A 14495-nucleotide genomic window follows, 5' to 3' on the forward strand; every position below is an offset into this window, starting at 1 on the left:
TCCTTGTGTGACTGTTGACTAGGTGCGGATCAGTGAAATCGGTATCAGTGGCCACGATCGTTCTCCCACAACAGGGTGTGAAGTCGGGTAGATAGGTGCCACCGGCGGGCCAGCACTGGCTCGGCCAGCAGCCGCATCCGTGCCAGCACAGTGGCGCTGTCGGTGCCCTCCGGCATGATCCAGACCGGCTTGAGGTCGTAGGTCCCGACTAGCTCCTGGACCTCGTCCAAGTCGCCGGTCTCTTGGACTACGAACTTCCAGATGGCTTTCCCGGTGCCGGCGAAGTGACGCAGCACTGCTGGGCGGACGCGTTGATGGCGGCGCAGCCCCGAATGCGCGAGCTTCGGCGAGACGTTGAACCGTGTCACTGCCGAGGTGAGCAAGTCCGTGGGCGGGATGGTGCCGGAGGTTTCGATCTCGATATCGGCGGCGAGAGCGCGCTCTCGGATCGTGCACAGCAGCCGCTCCAGGGCGCGCGGCTGTAGCAACGGCTCGCCGCCCGTGATCACCAGCAGCTCGGCGGGAGTAGAGGCAAGCCAGGACAAGATGTCGTCGATCGAGAGAACTTGCTGCTCGGCGGCGAGATCGTACCGGGCTGGGTCATGGGTTTGGGGGGTGTCGCACCACGCGCAGGACAAGTGACAGCCGAAGAGGCGGATGAAGTGCGCGTACCTGCCAGTGCTGGGACCCTCACCTTGGAAGGTGGGGCCGAAGGTTTCGTTGACCACGAGGTCGCGGGCTACATCGGACACAGCGGGTGGCTTCACAGGACGTCCGCCGGTCCGTAGCTCGCCGCGTTGAGGTGCGTTTCACGTACGAACACCCGGCCGACCGAGGCCTCGGGAGCACAAGGCAACCCGACGAGTACGGTCTGACTCGCTCGCCGCAGCAACACCGCCACCGCTTCGACAGTCGGCCAGGGCAAGTCGGCAGCCAGCAGCTCCTCACTGCCGACCGCCTCACGATCGTTCGCGCCGAAGCGGAAGACCTTGGAGCCCGCAGTGTCAAGGTGCATGCCGAGCGGATCCCGGATGCCGAGCATGGTTCCGTGATCAAGGTGGGTGTCGATCCATTGCCGAACTCCGGCTTTAAGGGCGCCGAACTCCACGACAGTGCCGTCGCTACTCAGAACGGGAGCGCACACGGATACGGTGACCCGCCAGGAATGTCCGTGCAGGCTGGTGCACTTGCCGTTCAAGTGCGGCAGCCGGTGCGCGGTTTCGAAGGTGTGCTCGATGCTGATCAGGTGGGTCGTCGGCGCAGCAGCGGCCATGGTGGCCTTCTCCTGGCCGGCGACGATGTGCCCGTTTGCCTCCGTGTCGGACATCGCGAGTGCCGGATCCTTTCGCCGCGAGCGCGCACAGCGCGCGTTTCGCTAAACGGGAAGTGGGTGTGGTGTGCGGCGGAAGGTCGAGGGGCGTGAGGTGCCTTCCGCCGCACACCGCGCCTCAGTCAATGCCGGATGATCGGCGCGATCCAGAGCGCCCATGAGGCGCCAATGAGGCGTGGACACTGCGTCGCTCACCCTGACCAGGGAAGCGATGCGACGCCACTGGGCCTCATCAGTCGGCACGTGTTCACCAGGTCGGGTTCCTCAGATGATCCGGCTGGGTGAACGCGGTCAACTGCTGTAGCTGAACGAGTACGTCCTGTCTCCGAGGTAGACGCAGCCAGGCCGCGGACCTCCCTGCCGTTCGATCGCCGCAAGCGCTTCGGCGAGCAGCGTCTCCAGTTCGGCTACGGTGCGCCGTTCGTGCAGTTTTGCCAGGTGTGTCCGAGGCGGCTTCGTCTCCAGATCCCCGGTCGAGTCGTCGGTGGATGACCGGAATCGGGCGCAGTCCTCGAGCCCATGCTGTCGGCAGCTCCAATGCGATGGAAGGACCGCATCCGCCGCGAAGCGCACGGTGAACACATGCCCACGTGAACACGCGAACTGGGCTGCCACTCGGTCTACGGGATCATCGTCGCGATCAGACTCCACGCTGGCACGACCCCAGCGGTAACCGCGCAACACTGCTCGTCGCATCTATTTGGCGCCGATCTGACGATTGCTGCGGCGCCTGGGCGAGCCGGTGAAAGGCCGGCCGCCGCGCCCACGCAGCTGCACACCGGACTCAAGCAAGAGTCGGTGAATGAAGCCGTACGAGCGGCCAGTCAGCTCGACCAAAGCTCGGATGCTGGAACCGCGTTCGTACTCTTCCCTCAGCTTCGAACGCACGCGGATTCTTGCAGCCCCGGTGACCTGCTTCCTTTTTGTGAGCTTCGAGACCGATGTCATGGGTCAGCCTCTCTGCCCGCGGCAAGTGGTCATTCTCGTTCGAATTGCAGGCGACACGAGAAGCGGCTGGCTGCGAGCGGAGACGAAAATACCCATGCTGCAGCGTCGTGCTTTCGGAAAGAGCGCAATCATTGTCTATTGAGTCCCTTCATGTCCTGTCGTTGGCGCTTTGCTGGCTAGTCATTACTGCGCGGTCAATTTTTGTCAATGAAAATGGTGAAGTTGACTTTAAGTGGAATGTTCATGTGTGGACTGGAAGGATTGCGGGGCAGGGGTTTCCTGTCGCGCAGATATTGGCGAACGCCAGTAGAACGCCTGCCGCTTTGTGTTGCCAGAGCGCGTATGGAGCGGTCATAGGGCGTCAATGCGGCGTTGGCTGTTATGAGCTGCGTCGTCGAGTTGGGCAGTGTCGACGTTTGCGTACGATGAGGTGAAGGTTTGGTGATCCCTCGGCCAACTTTCTGGAGTGTGGTAGTCCGAACGGGTGCAGCTCGTCGAGGAGGTGCTCGGCCTTGATCAGTAGCCGGTTATCGTGGCGGTGACCGGCGAGACAAGGTGACAGTGATGGGTATGCAGCGAAAAGCCTTTGCGGCTCGGCGCGAGGCGCTCGGCTTCACCCAGGAAACCTTCGCCCAGCAGCTCAAGGTGGAGCTGTCTACGGTCGGTCGGTGGGAGCGCGGAACGCTGACACCGCACGCCTGGAGACGTCCTCGCATCGCTGAGTTACTTCAGGTGTCTCTTGACGAACTTGCAGCCCTCCTCAACCCGTCGGTGGCGAAGCTTGTTGTCAGGCAGCCCTCGTCCACGCAGCGCGAGGTCATGGTGGATGCGGTCCTTGTCGCCGGCGGGGCAGCCATTGACGTGCTGGGCAGGCGTGGCGAGGAATCGCTGTGTCGCCGGATGGACCGAGCGGGGGTGTCGGCACGGGTTGCGGATCTCCATCGGAGATATCAGGCCGCCCGCTACGCCGATGCTGCCCGGCGATTGCCGTCTGTCAGGGAAGCTGTCGATGCTCTGATCGACAACGGGTTAGCGCTGAGGCGGCAGGAGGGGCTGAGGCTCCGGTGCAGTGTGGAGATCGTCGCGGCCAAGCTGGCGACGAAGGCGGGCGACGGCGAGGCCGGTTTAGCCGCGGCTGAGCTTGCGCGCGTAGCGGCTGAAGAGGCTGAGGACATCTTCGGTGTCGCTGCGGCGGCGTATCAACGAGCCTGCGCTCTGCTGCGCTCCAGCAGTACAGAGGGCGTTGCTCGGATTAATGACGCTGAGAAGCTAGCTGTCTCCGCCGCCACCGCTCTGCGAGGTCAGGACCCGCAGAGTGTGACCTGGCGGGGCGCCTTGACCCTGATCGGTTCTGTAATCGCCGCGCGTCGCGCCGACCATGGCGAAGCGGATGAACGGCTCAAGCACGCTGATGAACTCGCGCAGCGGCTCGGCGTCGACGGCAACATCGGGTGGACCGCGTTCGGCCCGTCGAACGTGCTGATCCACCGCACGTCCGTCGCAGTCGCTCTGGACGATCCCCATCGCGCGCTCGCGACGGCGGAGCAGCTGGACATCACTGGACTACCGACCGGGCTGAACGGCCGCCAAGCTCAGTTCCACTTGGACAATGCGTGGGCGCACACACAGCTCGCCGAGGATCCACAGGCGGTAATCCACCTGCTGGAGACCGAGCGTGTGGCTCCAGAACTGGTTCGAACCAACCCGAACGCACGATCGCTGATCGCGGATTTGCTGTCCCGGGAGCGCCGTCAAGAGGTGCCGGCTCTACGTGGTCTTGCGTTGCGAGCGGGGGTCGCGGTGTGACCCCTGCTCGACAGCATCTCTACCTGGTGGCCTCGGCAGCGCCGCCAGTGTTGCGACTCGAGGAATTCATTCCCCACCTGTCCGCCGACGGCTGGGCCGTGTGCGTGATCGCGACACCGATGGCCGCCTCCTGGATAGACCTTGACGATTTGGCAACGGCAACAGGGTGTGTGACGCGGGTGCAACCGCGGCCGCCCCGCCAGAAGGAGAAGTCACTTCCGCGAGCCGACGCGCTTCTAGTCGCTCCACTGACCTTCAACTCGATGAACAAGTGGGCGTCGGGTATCAGCGACACGTTCGCGTTGGGCGTGCTCAACGAGATGCTCGGCACCGAAGTCCCCATAGTTGCCGCTCCGTGTGTCAAACCCGTTCTTCGTCGGCACCCCGCCTACGCGGACAGCGTCGCTCGACTGACGAAGGCCGGTGTGACGCTGCTCGACCCGGACGCGATCACCACCCGCGCCGAGGACGACGGCCTGGCCACCTTCGACTGGTCGTACGTCATCTCCGCCCTTCGTAGCGCGGTCAAGCCCGATGTGGATAGATGACTGGGTATCTCGTGCCGTCGGAGGTCTCACGACTGGCGACGTGGTGGTCCCACGATGGCGGCAGACGACAGGTGGCGTTTATTCGTAGTGCCGCGCGAACTCGTCCGGGCCGTAGATGAGCTCAGGTTCCAGGTGGGACGGAGTTGGCCATGCTTGGATGAGATGATGTTCGACAGGGGACGGGTCGAATTCCGGGCGTGCTAAGGCGGTAGCTCTATTTCGGACCGAGATGCGTAGCCTGATCCAGCCGGGGGTGACCTCGAAGCGCTGGGGTCCGCTGCTGCTGTAGAGGTCTTGCACGGTGAGGTTCCCGGCGGGGCAGTCAAGCGTCTTTTCTGCTGCCATATCCCAGCTCTGGTCGATTTCCGCGGGTTCTTGCTCGAGAGCTTGGACGGTCAGCCGGACCTTACCGTACTGGGTGCCGCAGAGAACGGCGATCCAGTTATCTTCGCCGACGAATAATCCGAATTGGGAGTCGGGCCACTCGTTGTCGATTCCAGGGGAAGCGCGAATGTGGTACTGGCCGTCCTGGACGGGGAATTCCAGTACCACACTCTCGTTCGCGTCAGCCATTTCTGGCTAGCTCCTCAAGTTCCTACCAGGCTCGTGATCCGTCTTTCTTGATAGCCTGGACGTAGAACTCATCTGTGTCAAGAACGCGATAGTAGTCGAAGTAGGCGGCGGTTAGGCCTCCCTGTGAGCTGTTCGCCTCGGCGGGAACAGTGCGAGTGGAACGATCGCCGGGAGCGGCGCCGTTTCCGCCTTGGTAGGACGAGGCCAGGGGGTACTCGTCGCAGGATGGGGCTGGGCTGCCCCCGCAGGCAACGCGACGGTTGGCTTCGATCTTGGTCAAGTCGGTCAGCCTGGTCAGGGGCTTTCCGGCGTAGGGGCGTCCCCAGTGGCTGGGGAGGGTGCGGATCGCGTCGTAGACGTGGTCGGCGACAGGTCCTACTTTTTCGTTGTCGATGGCGCTGTACATGACGAATGCGAGGCCCTTGTCATCGACGCAGCCGGCGCCATAGCGGTTCGTTTCGGCGTTGTCACACCGGCCCCAGAGAGTGTTGCCGTAGTGGTCGGCGATCGTCACCGGGTTCGCCGGCGTGGTCAATTCGAGAGCCGATCCGAGGTTCCCGGTGATGGGAAGCACCTGGTTATTGGTCATGGACGCTGAATACTGGGTGTACCACTTGGTCACCTTCGCCTTCGGAGGCAACGCCACCGGCTCGTTCTCGTCATTGGAGCCTGACAGGCGCGATGTCGTGCACTTGTCTTGATGGCCGAAGCATCCGGTCCACGAGTTCCCGGCAGTTCCACCTTGGAGGGTTCCCCAGGTCTTGGTGACCGTGATTTCGACGTCCAGGTCCCACGCTGGTGTGGAACCCTGCCCTTCCTCGAAGTCGACTGACGACTTGATGTTCAGGTCCACGGTTCCGATGGGCGTCTTCACGCCGTTGACTTCTCGGTAGTGGGTCACGGTCCAGTTCCGGTCGGAGCAGGAGATCGCCCGTGTCGGGTTCGAGACGCCGAGCAGGCAGGCAGGGGAGATCGCCTGCGGTGACGCGTCGCCGCCGGAACGACGCGCCGTCAGCGGCGCGGACGCTGGATCCTCCCCCACGGGGACGGCGCTTGTCCCTAGTCCGCCGCTGCTCGTCACGACGGCGCACTCGTAATTGCCGGGTGTGCCGAGGTTGGCTGCGCGCTGCGCACAACGCTGTTCCTGTTGTTGCACCGACATTGTGGACCGATTCGCCTCGACAGGAAGCGTGTCGGCGGAAGCTGGCGCACTTAGCGCCACCGTGGAGCTAAGAGACGCTACGACAATAGCGCCTAGTGAGACAACATGTCGAATAAGTCTAGGCAAAACAAACCCCTCTATTTCGCAAGTAGGCCGAAATAAAAAGATGAGGCTCGCTGGGGGCAAGTTTGAATCGCGGGCCGAGAGCAAGGAGTTGCACTATGGTGCACGCTAAGCGGTGCCGAATGTTGGTTCGACGACGACTCGTCGACAAGTGAACAATGTGACGTGCTGTGACCACATGGTCCGCGTCGACAAGCTTCCGTGCCCAATGCTCCAGGCGCGGCAAGGTATTGCTAGTGTATGTAAATCTTGCCCCAGCTTCCCCTTGGTTGAGGACTAACAATTCATGTCTACCGAGGTGTGGAAGTCGTTGTCAAGGAAGTAGAGGTGACCGAGAGGCCGCGGTCGAGATGTTGATGGATTCCGCAGGGTGCGACCCGCTGACCAACGGATATTTCATAGTCTTTCATGTGGCGGCGAACACGACGTGAGTGCTCGCGGGAGTACGCGGGTCGCGGAGTCAGACAGTTGCTCGAGGACTTCGGCGGCGTCGGCGAGACTGCTATGCCAATGAGCTGGCCTGCTACGGGGTCACGGTGATAGCGGGTCCGAAGGGTACGCCGAAGGTCGGCAGGTCAAGCAGACGGATGTCGCGACCGCGATTAAGGGATCCGGTGGCACCGCACCGCTAGTTCCTGAAGTGACCTTGCGCTACCTTGGGGCGCTGTCCAGGCTCGCACTTCGCGTGCGGCCGTCCCCGTCGTCGTCCACAGCAGCGGTGGGGCATCGGCGGGTCAGTATTTCCGCGACCACGGACGCAATGGCGTCCATCGTGCTGGAACTTTGCCGTAGTTGGGAATTCGGAGCGTTAGGAAGACCTGGTCGGGCCAACTTGCCCGAGCGTCAGTATGGCAACTGTGCGTGTGTCACGATGGGCCGCGTCTGATCATATGGTGCGGGCGGCTGGGAGGCGCCCGAGTATGGGCAGCGGTACGAAGTTCTCCGCGTGGTTCACGCCGATGCGGCTTCCCCATAGGCGTGCGAGTGTCTCGGCCATCGGCCCGAAGTGGTCGGTGATCGGCTGGGAGGCGTGCGCAGCGAGGGCACGCTGCTTTTGTTCGTAGGTATCGGTGATGTCGATGATCGTGTGCGCGGGAATTGGGCCGTCGAGGGTGAGGCTGTTGTAGGAGTCGGCGGTGTAGACCCGGTACGGATGCCCAGTGTCGATGACGACGTCGGGCAGGGCCGCGACGAGTGTGTCGGCGACCGCGCGGTGGTCGGGGTGGACGTCGCGAAGCGGGTGGGTGATGACGACCTCGGGTCGGACGGCGAGCAGTAGTTCGCGCAGGGTCGTCACGGTGGGCTGGTCGTACTGGTGCAGCGTGGCCCCCAGGATCGTCGCGCCTGCCGTGGCTTCGGTGTCCCGTCCTGGTTCGGTGTGATGTGGGACGGCGATGGTGACGGCGGCCCCGGAGGCGGAGCAGCGTGCGAGGGTTCCGCCGGCCCAGAGTTCGGCGTCGTCGGGGTGGGCCATCACGGTCAGCACGGACGCTGGCGTGGTGAACGGCACGCCGCTCACCACAGTCCGAGTTTCTCGATGACGTCGGCGGGTTTGGGCAGTTCTCGCGTGGGATCGCCGGTCGGGTGGTGTGGGAGTGTGAGGTCGGTGCGCATCCGGATGAGCTCGCGCCAGGCGAGTACTTGGTCCCAGGTCTGCGCGACCTTGGCGTTCCTCGCGCCGGTCAGTCGTCCGGAGTCGGGGAGCTGGTCGAGGTGCAGCCCGCCTGCCAGGAGCGTGGCCGCCGTGCCTTCGCCGATCCCTTTCACGCCAGGGATGTTGTCCGCGGGATCGCCTTTGAGGGCGCAGAAGTCGGGCCACTGCTCGGGGGTGACGTTGTAGCGTTCGGTGACCTCGGCGGGGCCGATGTGCCGTCGGCCGCGTTTCATCACGGTGTTGAGCGCGCGGACGTGCTCGTCGACGAGTTGGTAGAAGTCGCGGTCACCGGACATGATCCAGACCCGGCGGCCGGGTTCGTGTTCGCGGGTGGTGGCGACGAGGGTGGCGATGACGTCGTCGGCTTCGGCGGTGTCGATCTCGATCCAGTGGATGCCGTAGCCGGACAGGGCCCGCTGGACGTGCGGGATCGCGCGCAGGGGTTTGAGGGCGGCCTCGTCGATGACACGGTTGGCTTTGTAGCCGGCGTCGCTGTCCTTGCGGTCGGCGGTGCCGTGCTCGCCGTCGAACACGACGAGGACCTCCGGTGGTTCCGGCATCTCCTCACGGATCGCGACGCGGAGCAGGGCGAAGAACCCGAACTCGGCCGTGAGATCGCGGGTCTTGTCGCGGGAGAGGATCGCGGCGGGAAACCCGAAAGCCGCGCGCCAGAGCAAGTTGTGACCGTCTACGAGGAGCAAAGGGACGCCAGCTGGCATCACCGCACCGCCTTTACGAATGTCTCGGCGACTGTGGTGGGCAGATAGTCCCGCGAGCGGTAGTACGCAGCCCTGGATAGGTGTGCGTAGCGTACTGGATCTGCGAGTAGCTGGTCGGCGGCGCGCCAGAGGCCGTGTTCCCCCCACGATCGGGGGACGATCACTCCGCCCGCGTCGTCGCCGGTGCCGACCAGGGCGGGCAGGTTGCCCACGTCGAAGGCGACGACCGGGGTCCCGACCCCCATGGCTTCCAGCGCGACCAGCCCGAAGGTTTCCCGTAGCGAGGGCACGATCACCACTGCGGCCTGCGCGAGCCAGGGCGGCACCCGGTCCCAGTCGAGGCCGCCGCCGTGGACGGTGCCGAGGGTGAGGTGGGCCGCGGAGTAGCGGCACTGGTTCAGTTCGGCCACCTGGCCACCGACGGTGGCCTCGAACCCGGCCTCGCCGACGATCACCTCGACCGTGCGGCCGACCAGGCGTCCGGCGTCCAGCAAAGCCCGGACGTTCTTCTCCGGCCCGAGCCGGGCCAGGACCCGGATCGGGCCGTGCCTTCGCAGCGCCTCGCGCCGCGAGTCGGATGGTGGTGCCGGGTCGTGCAGCAGGGCGTTGGGCACGACCTGCCAACCGCCAGTGTCATAACCGCGACCATGCGCCTGATCGAGCACCGTCTGAGACGGTGCGATGACCAGGTCGGCACGGTCCAGGGCGGGCTCGAGGTCCTGGTCATGCCCGACGACGTGCATGGCCAGCACCGAGCGCGCCCGGCTGGTCGGTGCGGCTCTGCCGAGGCCCCATAAGCCGTCGGTGTAGACGGCGACATCGACCTGGTGTTCGCGGTACACCTCGCGGAGTTCGGCGGCGAGCAGGGCGTCCTGTCCGCGGGTGCTGATCGCGTCGCGCAATTCGTCGTCGTCGCAGGGGAAGGTGACGCCCACCGAGCCCACGCGCATCACGGTGTCATCCGGGGTGGCGACCGAGGCGGCGGTCAGGATGAGGCTGCGGTGGCCGAGCTGGCGCAGGCCGTGGGCGAGGGCGGCGGTGGCGCGTTCAATCCCGGCCGGCGCGTTCGGGGTGTAGGAGGCCAGGACGAACGCGACGGTCAGCGGGGGCGCGCTAGACATGGCGGAGGGCCTTCTTCGGCGGCGGCAGCGTTGTGGTGGCGTGGTCGGCGGGTGGCTTTTCCCAGGGAAAGACGACCCAGTCGGAGACGGTCCAGATCGAGTAGTCGGGCCGCGTGGTCGCCCCGGTGTTGAGGCAGAGGACCGCGGTCAGGATCTGGGCGTCCGGGCCAAGCAAGGGGGTCAGGTCGTCGTGGACGCGGCGAAGGGTGGCACCGCTGCCGCAGATGTCGTCCACCACCAGCACGCGGCCCCTGAGCCTTTGACCGTTGAGGCCGCGGGTCAGCGGGGTGAGATCGAGGGACACGTTGCCGGTGGCCTGCTGATAGGCGTCGTCGCTGGTGTTGTGGCGGGCGCGGACGATGCGGGCGTTCAGCCGAAGTGTGGAGGCGATGAGGTGGGCGGGCGAGACACCGCCGTTGGCGATGCCGATGACGCGCTCGACCGACGAGTGATCACGTAGGACCGCGTCAGTCAGAAGCGTGGCGGCGTCGTGGAGAGCCTCTGGCGTCACGCGCCAGATCCGGTGGTGATCGAAGTCCCGTTGTGCTGTGGTCATTCGCGGGCCTATTCCTTACAGAGCAGGGGATATCGCGTCAGCGAGTTGGATGCCTGTGTCGTGGGCGGTACGGAGTTCTTGCAGGGCTTGTACGAGGTCGTACTCGGTGATTCCAGCGATGCCGGCCATCGCAGACAACGCGGTAGCGTCGAGCTCTTCGACCAGGATTCGTTCCGCCGGGGATTGCTGGGTACGGACCTGTGCCCAGCGTCGGAGAGGGCGCAGCCTGGGATCGGTGGTGTGCGCGAGGCGAAGGAGGTCGACCTTGATGCGAGTGCCGTAGTGACCGCTGAACGCGAGGGTCGTCGCGCGGCGCAGTAGCTCGTCTGGTTGCTTTTTCAGCACAGCGCACACTTCGATCAACCGCTCGACGGATATCCGGCGCGTGCCGAGTTCATAGCTGGCGAGCGTTTGCAGGGAAAGTTCATCGTCGCCTGCGCACATCGCGGCACGCATCTGTTTGCGGGTCCAGCCGCATTCTCTCCGCGCGGAACGCAGCAGTTCGCCCAGAGCGTGTGCGAACTGGTCGAACTGATCACTCGTCGGCGTGTTCATGGTCTGTCCTCCGTAATGCGGCGCGTGCTTGGGCGCTGGGCCGATTTCGACGTCGTCCGCGGAGCTGTTCACGCTGAGCCATCGCGTGCGGTCAGTGCGAGGTCGCTGGTCGTGCGCAGGGGGTGAAGGGAGCTGATGGCGTGCGCGCCGGGCTGGTTGCGCCAGATCTGGCCGTCGGCGCGGATCACCGTGAAGCCTCCGGCCGCCTCGCGAGTACGCAGTCGCACGGATACGTCCGCGGTGGAGCTCAGTTCGGCGAGGAGAGCGAGAGCTTCGTCATCGGTCAGCTGTTCGCCGTCGGCCATCGCGGCGCCTTCGCCGATGGGGAGCATCTGCAGGAAGGTCACTCCGCTCACTCCCAGGGTCGCGGCCAGGGCAACCATCGCTCGGATGCTGACCCTGGCCGTAGAGCGCAGGAGCACGGCCTGAATCTGTGTCGGGATTCCCTGGGCGATCGCCGCCCGGATTCCGGCGATGGCCTGATCGAAACTGCCTGCGCCGCGCCACCGGTCGTGGCGTCCGGCGTCCGGGCCGTCCAGGCTTACCCGTACGGCGTCCACACGGGCGGCCAGGGCTTCGGCGCGGCGGGCCAGGTGCGTTCCGTTGGTGGTCACACTGACCGCGCACCCGCCCGCGACGAGCACGTCGATCAACTCAGGCAAATCGCGCAGCAGCAGCGGTTCGCCGCCGGAGATATCCACACCCAGGACCGCGGACTCGGCGAGCAGGTTCGCGATGCGGTAGCGCTCGGCCCGGCCCAGTTCGAGGACGGACTTGTCGTCCAGGCAGTACGGACAGGCCAGGTTGCAGCGCACCAGGGGCGACCAGCAGACGCTGATCGGCACGTCCGCGTGCACGGCCGCCGGGTGGATTTCAGGCCAGGAACCGACGTCAGTGCCGGACAACCGGACACGCCCGGAGCCGAGGGCGGTGCTGGCGCGGTGAGTCAGTCCGGTGAGCGGATCATGGATGACGCTCTCGTTGCCCTGTGTTCGCGCCGCAAAGGTACGTGTCGTGGTCGTGCGTGGTGCCGTCATGCTGTGTCCTGCGGGGGCAGCATCGGCGAGACAAAGAGTTCCTCGAACGGCTTCGGGCCGACGTACTGGCGGCAAGTACAGGGCACCCACTGGTTGCCGATCCAGTCCCTGTGCAGTATCTGGCCGTGGCACTCCTTGGTGTCGGGGTCGTGCTGTTCCAGCCCATGCGAACAGCCACAGACCGGTTTCGGACTCGTGCCTGCACCTGTTTGGCGGCGGGTCAGCTTGCCCGTCAGAAGCCCGGCGCCGAAAAGGCCAGCGCCCACCGCGAGGGAGATAGGTTCGATCATCGTGCGGCGCCTTCTTGCTGGTCGGTGTCGTGGCGGCGTTCGATGTTGGTGGTCGTCGCTGGCGTAGGTGGAGTCATCGCAGTACCTCGCAGGAGCGCAGTAGATCGGTCATATCGGCGGTGAATGAACGGGAGCGGCTGGTTGGGGCGGGTCGCCGCATGAGGTCCCAGTAACGGGCGAGAGTGCCGGGCCAGCTGGCGAGTTTGCGTTGCCATTGCTGGTCGGCGTCCGGTGGATCGAGGTGGAACCCGACGGCTTGCCGGAGCGGGATGACCAGCAAGCCTGACGCGATCAGGCACGCGCCGAGGTAGGTGTCTTCCATGCCCCAGCCGATTCGCCCGAACTCGGGGTCGAAGCCCCCGACGTTGAGGACGGCGGTGCGGGGAACGGCGACAAGGGCGGTGACGACCATGCGGGGGAGGTCCCAGTCGACATAGCGTCGGCCGTAGCCGAGGTCGAGGAAGTCGTGGGTGTCGTCCAGCGGGCGGCCGTCGAAGCGCTTATCCAGGGTGATGCCGGTGTAGAGCAGCGGTCGGCCGACCGGTGGCCGCCAGACGACTCGGTGGTCGGCGGCGAGGTGCGGATGATCGGCGAGCACTCCGCGCCCGCCCTGGTGCAGGTCGTAGGGGAGGTTGTGGCGGAACCCGACAAGCACCGTGGTGTCGGTCGCGCGGGCGGTGAAGTCGGTGATCACGTGCGGGGGCAGGACCATGTCGCCGTCGAGATAGAGGACGGTTTGCCCGCGGGCGAGCGCGGTGCCGAGGTTGCGCGCGGTGGCCGCGCCCGCGCGTTCAGGGATCCGCAGGACGGTGGTGACGATCGGATGCACGGCGGCGACGGCGGCTGTGGTGTCGGTACTGGCGTCGTCGACGACGATAACCTCGAACCTGTACCGGTGGTGCTGGCCTTCCAAGGCGTCAAGCACGGAGGAAAGGCAATAGCCGACGTTGTGGGCCGGGATGACGACCGAGAGGGTGCGCACGGCGGCCAGCGGAAGGCCTGACGGCGTGGGCTCGTGCCAGCCGATTCCGGACACGGCTTCCCAGCTTCGGGTGCTGCTGGTGTGAAAGTTGTTCCGGTGCAGTAATTCCTGGTGCAGCGTGGTCACGCCCACCCCCAGTCCCGGAGGTATGGCACTCCGTCGCACCATGCCCTCGGATCCGGGATGATCGTGATCTGCCCGAATCGGGCGGAATGGTCGAACACACGTTGTAGAGCGTGCAGATACAGCGGCTCGACCAGGATCAGCACGTGCCGCAGCGACGGTGCGTCGGCGAGTTCGGTGTCCAGTTGCGCGGCGACCGTCCGCTCGTGCAGGCGCGCGGCAGCGGCCCGCGTCGTGAGCCGGTGGTCGTAGGTGCTGATCAGCGTCTCAGGTCGCAGCAGGCCGTGGGCGCCGGACAGGATCCGGATCCGAGCTCGGCGAGCGGGATCCGCGGCGAAATGTTCTCGCGCGCTCGGGACGCATCCGCCCTGATAGAGGTCGAGCGCCTCGACCGGTGCGGCGGTGACAAGCTTCCGCCGTGAGCAGTTGAGGATGATCAACCCTTGGTCGGGTGCGAGGACGCGAGTGGTGGGCGGCCGGAGAGTCATAGCTCGCGCACCACCCGCATGCCGATGCCACGCGAGCGCAATTCCGCGGGAGCGGCGTTGAGGAACGTGCATTGCGCGTACAACGTTGGCGAGGCATAGGAACCGCCGCGGATGACGGCTCCCTCACTCATCGAGGTGCTGGCGGTCCACTCCCACACGTTGCCTGCGACATCGAGCATGCCCTCGGGTGTGACTCCGGCGAGATGCGTGTCGACCGGGGTGACCGTGTCGTGCAGGGAATCACGGAGGTTCGCGAACGCCGGCTGCCAAGGGCTGGCGCCCCACGGCCAGCGACGGCGGCTGGGACCTGCGGCCATCCATTCCCACTCCGCCGAGCGCGGCAACCGGCCGCCTAGACGACTGGCGATCTGGGTCGCCTCGGCGTGGCTGATCTCTGTGACGGGGTACCGCGGCCCGAGACCAGGGCGGTCGCTCGGCAGGTGTCCGCAGGCGATCGGTGTGCGTGTCCACAACAGGGTC

General features: G+C 65.5%; 19 protein-coding genes. 3 read left to right on the top strand and 16 right to left on the bottom strand.

Features of this window, described 5'->3' with window-relative positions; all coding sequences use genetic code 11:
* Window positions 1-44 precede the first annotated feature (44 nt).
* The 4 genes from AJAP_RS01840 to AJAP_RS44675 all read right to left on the bottom strand — a co-directional run bounded on the left by AJAP_RS01840 (window position 45) and on the right by AJAP_RS44675 (window position 2218).
* Entirely contained in the window at window positions 45-728 is a 684-nt protein-coding gene (locus tag AJAP_RS01840) for a 7-carboxy-7-deazaguanine synthase QueE (RefSeq protein WP_228694842.1), read from the bottom strand.
* A gap of 35 nt (window positions 729-763) precedes the next feature.
* Window positions 764-1327 carry a 6-pyruvoyl trahydropterin synthase family protein gene (locus AJAP_RS01845; protein ID WP_084097998.1) on the bottom strand — a complete coding sequence of 188 codons (564 nt, stop codon included), beginning with the start codon at window positions 1325-1327 and terminating at the stop codon, window positions 764-766.
* A gap of 294 nt (window positions 1328-1621) precedes the next feature.
* Window positions 1622-2026, bottom strand: a complete 405-nt coding sequence (locus AJAP_RS45275) for an RNA polymerase-binding protein RbpA (RefSeq protein ID WP_063777789.1) — start codon at window positions 2024-2026, stop codon at window positions 1622-1624.
* Entirely contained in the window at window positions 2027-2218 is a 192-nt protein-coding gene (locus tag AJAP_RS44675; protein WP_072029188.1) for a helix-turn-helix domain-containing protein, read from the bottom strand.
* Here AJAP_RS44675 and AJAP_RS44590 point away from each other — a divergent pair.
* The 3 genes from AJAP_RS44590 to AJAP_RS01865 all read left to right on the top strand — a co-directional run bounded on the left by AJAP_RS44590 (window position 2133) and on the right by AJAP_RS01865 (window position 4632).
* A complete protein-coding gene (locus tag AJAP_RS44590; protein WP_158509774.1) occupies window positions 2133-2420 on the top strand; it encodes a hypothetical protein in 288 nt (95 codons plus the stop codon). The two genes, AJAP_RS44675 and AJAP_RS44590, sit on opposite strands and share 86 nt — an antisense overlap.
* A gap of 422 nt (window positions 2421-2842) precedes the next feature.
* Window positions 2843-4084 (top strand): helix-turn-helix domain-containing protein, encoded by a 1242-nt coding sequence (locus AJAP_RS01860; protein WP_038507735.1) that lies wholly within the window; start codon window positions 2843-2845, stop codon window positions 4082-4084.
* Window positions 4081-4632: a flavoprotein gene (locus tag AJAP_RS01865; protein ID WP_038507736.1), complete on the top strand. Its 552-nt coding sequence runs from the start codon at window positions 4081-4083 to the stop codon at window positions 4630-4632. The genes AJAP_RS01860 and AJAP_RS01865 overlap by 4 nt, the downstream gene beginning before the upstream one ends.
* Window positions 4633-4710: 78 nt before the next feature.
* On the opposite strand, the gene AJAP_RS01870 is transcribed toward AJAP_RS01865, so the two are convergent.
* The 12 genes from AJAP_RS01870 to AJAP_RS01925 all read right to left on the bottom strand — a co-directional run bounded on the left by AJAP_RS01870 (window position 4711) and on the right by AJAP_RS01925 (window position 14488).
* Window positions 4711-5205 carry a hypothetical protein gene (locus AJAP_RS01870; protein WP_038507737.1) on the bottom strand — a complete coding sequence of 165 codons (495 nt, stop codon included), beginning with the start codon at window positions 5203-5205 and terminating at the stop codon, window positions 4711-4713.
* A 22-nt stretch (window positions 5206-5227) separates the two neighbouring features.
* Window positions 5228-6361: a NucA/NucB deoxyribonuclease domain-containing protein gene (locus AJAP_RS01875; RefSeq protein ID WP_158509775.1), complete on the bottom strand. Its 1134-nt coding sequence runs from the start codon at window positions 6359-6361 to the stop codon at window positions 5228-5230.
* Window positions 6362-7376: 1015 nt separating this feature from the next.
* Window positions 7377-8000 (bottom strand): PIG-L deacetylase family protein, encoded by a 624-nt coding sequence (locus tag AJAP_RS01880; RefSeq protein ID WP_228694843.1) that lies wholly within the window; start codon window positions 7998-8000, stop codon window positions 7377-7379.
* Between the two features lie 5 nt (window positions 8001-8005).
* Window positions 8006-8863: a 5'-3' exonuclease gene (locus tag AJAP_RS01885; protein ID WP_174491989.1), complete on the bottom strand. Its 858-nt coding sequence runs from the start codon at window positions 8861-8863 to the stop codon at window positions 8006-8008.
* The gene (locus AJAP_RS01890; RefSeq protein WP_038507740.1) at window positions 8863-9984 is read right to left on the bottom strand and encodes a glycosyltransferase family 4 protein; all 1122 of its coding nucleotides are present in this window, start codon (window positions 9982-9984) and stop codon (window positions 8863-8865) included. The genes AJAP_RS01885 and AJAP_RS01890 overlap by 1 nt, the downstream gene beginning before the upstream one ends.
* Window positions 9977-10540 (bottom strand): phosphoribosyltransferase, encoded by a 564-nt coding sequence (locus AJAP_RS01895; RefSeq protein ID WP_038507741.1) that lies wholly within the window; start codon window positions 10538-10540, stop codon window positions 9977-9979. The genes AJAP_RS01890 and AJAP_RS01895 overlap by 8 nt, the downstream gene beginning before the upstream one ends.
* A 15-nt stretch (window positions 10541-10555) precedes the next feature.
* Entirely contained in the window at window positions 10556-11095 is a 540-nt protein-coding gene (locus AJAP_RS01900; RefSeq protein ID WP_051972309.1) for a helix-turn-helix domain-containing protein, read from the bottom strand.
* A gap of 68 nt (window positions 11096-11163) precedes the next feature.
* Window positions 11164-12132: a radical SAM protein gene (locus tag AJAP_RS01905; protein ID WP_038507742.1), complete on the bottom strand. Its 969-nt coding sequence runs from the start codon at window positions 12130-12132 to the stop codon at window positions 11164-11166.
* Window positions 12129-12422, bottom strand: coding sequence for a hypothetical protein (locus tag AJAP_RS01910; protein WP_038507743.1), 294 nt, complete (start codon window positions 12420-12422; stop codon window positions 12129-12131). The genes AJAP_RS01905 and AJAP_RS01910 overlap by 4 nt, the downstream gene beginning before the upstream one ends.
* A gap of 73 nt (window positions 12423-12495) precedes the next feature.
* Window positions 12496-13530: a glycosyltransferase family 2 protein gene (locus tag AJAP_RS01915; protein WP_228694844.1), complete on the bottom strand. Its 1035-nt coding sequence runs from the start codon at window positions 13528-13530 to the stop codon at window positions 12496-12498.
* Window positions 13527-14015 carry a DUF6884 domain-containing protein gene (locus tag AJAP_RS01920; protein WP_038507745.1) on the bottom strand — a complete coding sequence of 163 codons (489 nt, stop codon included), beginning with the start codon at window positions 14013-14015 and terminating at the stop codon, window positions 13527-13529. The genes AJAP_RS01915 and AJAP_RS01920 overlap by 4 nt, the downstream gene beginning before the upstream one ends.
* Window positions 14012-14488, bottom strand: a complete 477-nt coding sequence (locus AJAP_RS01925) for a formylglycine-generating enzyme family protein (RefSeq protein WP_228694845.1) — start codon at window positions 14486-14488, stop codon at window positions 14012-14014. Before AJAP_RS01925 ends, AJAP_RS01920 begins: the two co-directional genes overlap by 4 nt.
* Window positions 14489-14495: the final 7 nt, after the last annotated feature.

Source organism: Amycolatopsis japonica (assembly GCF_000732925.1).
Lineage (GTDB): Bacteria > Actinomycetota > Actinomycetes > Mycobacteriales > Pseudonocardiaceae > Amycolatopsis > Amycolatopsis japonica.

Coding starts and splice junctions, on each gene's coding strand:
- AJAP_RS01845 (WP_084097998.1), bottom strand. CDS start 1,327: ATGTCCGACACGGAGGCAAACGGGCACATCGTCGCCGGCCAGGAGAAG.
- AJAP_RS45275 (WP_063777789.1), bottom strand. CDS start 2,026: ATGCGACGAGCAGTGTTGCGCGGTTACCGCTGGGGTCGTGCCAGCGTG.
- AJAP_RS44590 (WP_158509774.1), top strand. CDS start 2,133: ATGAAGCCGTACGAGCGGCCAGTCAGCTCGACCAAAGCTCGGATGCTG.
- AJAP_RS01860 (WP_038507735.1), top strand. CDS start 2,843: ATGGGTATGCAGCGAAAAGCCTTTGCGGCTCGGCGCGAGGCGCTCGGC.
- AJAP_RS01870 (WP_038507737.1), bottom strand. CDS start 5,205: ATGGCTGACGCGAACGAGAGTGTGGTACTGGAATTCCCCGTCCAGGAC.
- AJAP_RS01885 (WP_174491989.1), bottom strand. CDS start 8,863: ATGCCAGCTGGCGTCCCTTTGCTCCTCGTAGACGGTCACAACTTGCTC.
- AJAP_RS01890 (WP_038507740.1), bottom strand. CDS start 9,984: ATGTCTAGCGCGCCCCCGCTGACCGTCGCGTTCGTCCTGGCCTCCTAC.
- AJAP_RS01895 (WP_038507741.1), bottom strand. CDS start 10,540: ATGACCACAGCACAACGGGACTTCGATCACCACCGGATCTGGCGCGTG.
- AJAP_RS01900 (WP_051972309.1), bottom strand. CDS start 11,095: ATGAACACGCCGACGAGTGATCAGTTCGACCAGTTCGCACACGCTCTG.
- AJAP_RS01905 (WP_038507742.1), bottom strand. CDS start 12,132: ATGACGGCACCACGCACGACCACGACACGTACCTTTGCGGCGCGAACA.
- AJAP_RS01910 (WP_038507743.1), bottom strand. CDS start 12,422: ATGATCGAACCTATCTCCCTCGCGGTGGGCGCTGGCCTTTTCGGCGCC.
- AJAP_RS01920 (WP_038507745.1), bottom strand. CDS start 14,015: ATGACTCTCCGGCCGCCCACCACTCGCGTCCTCGCACCCGACCAAGGG.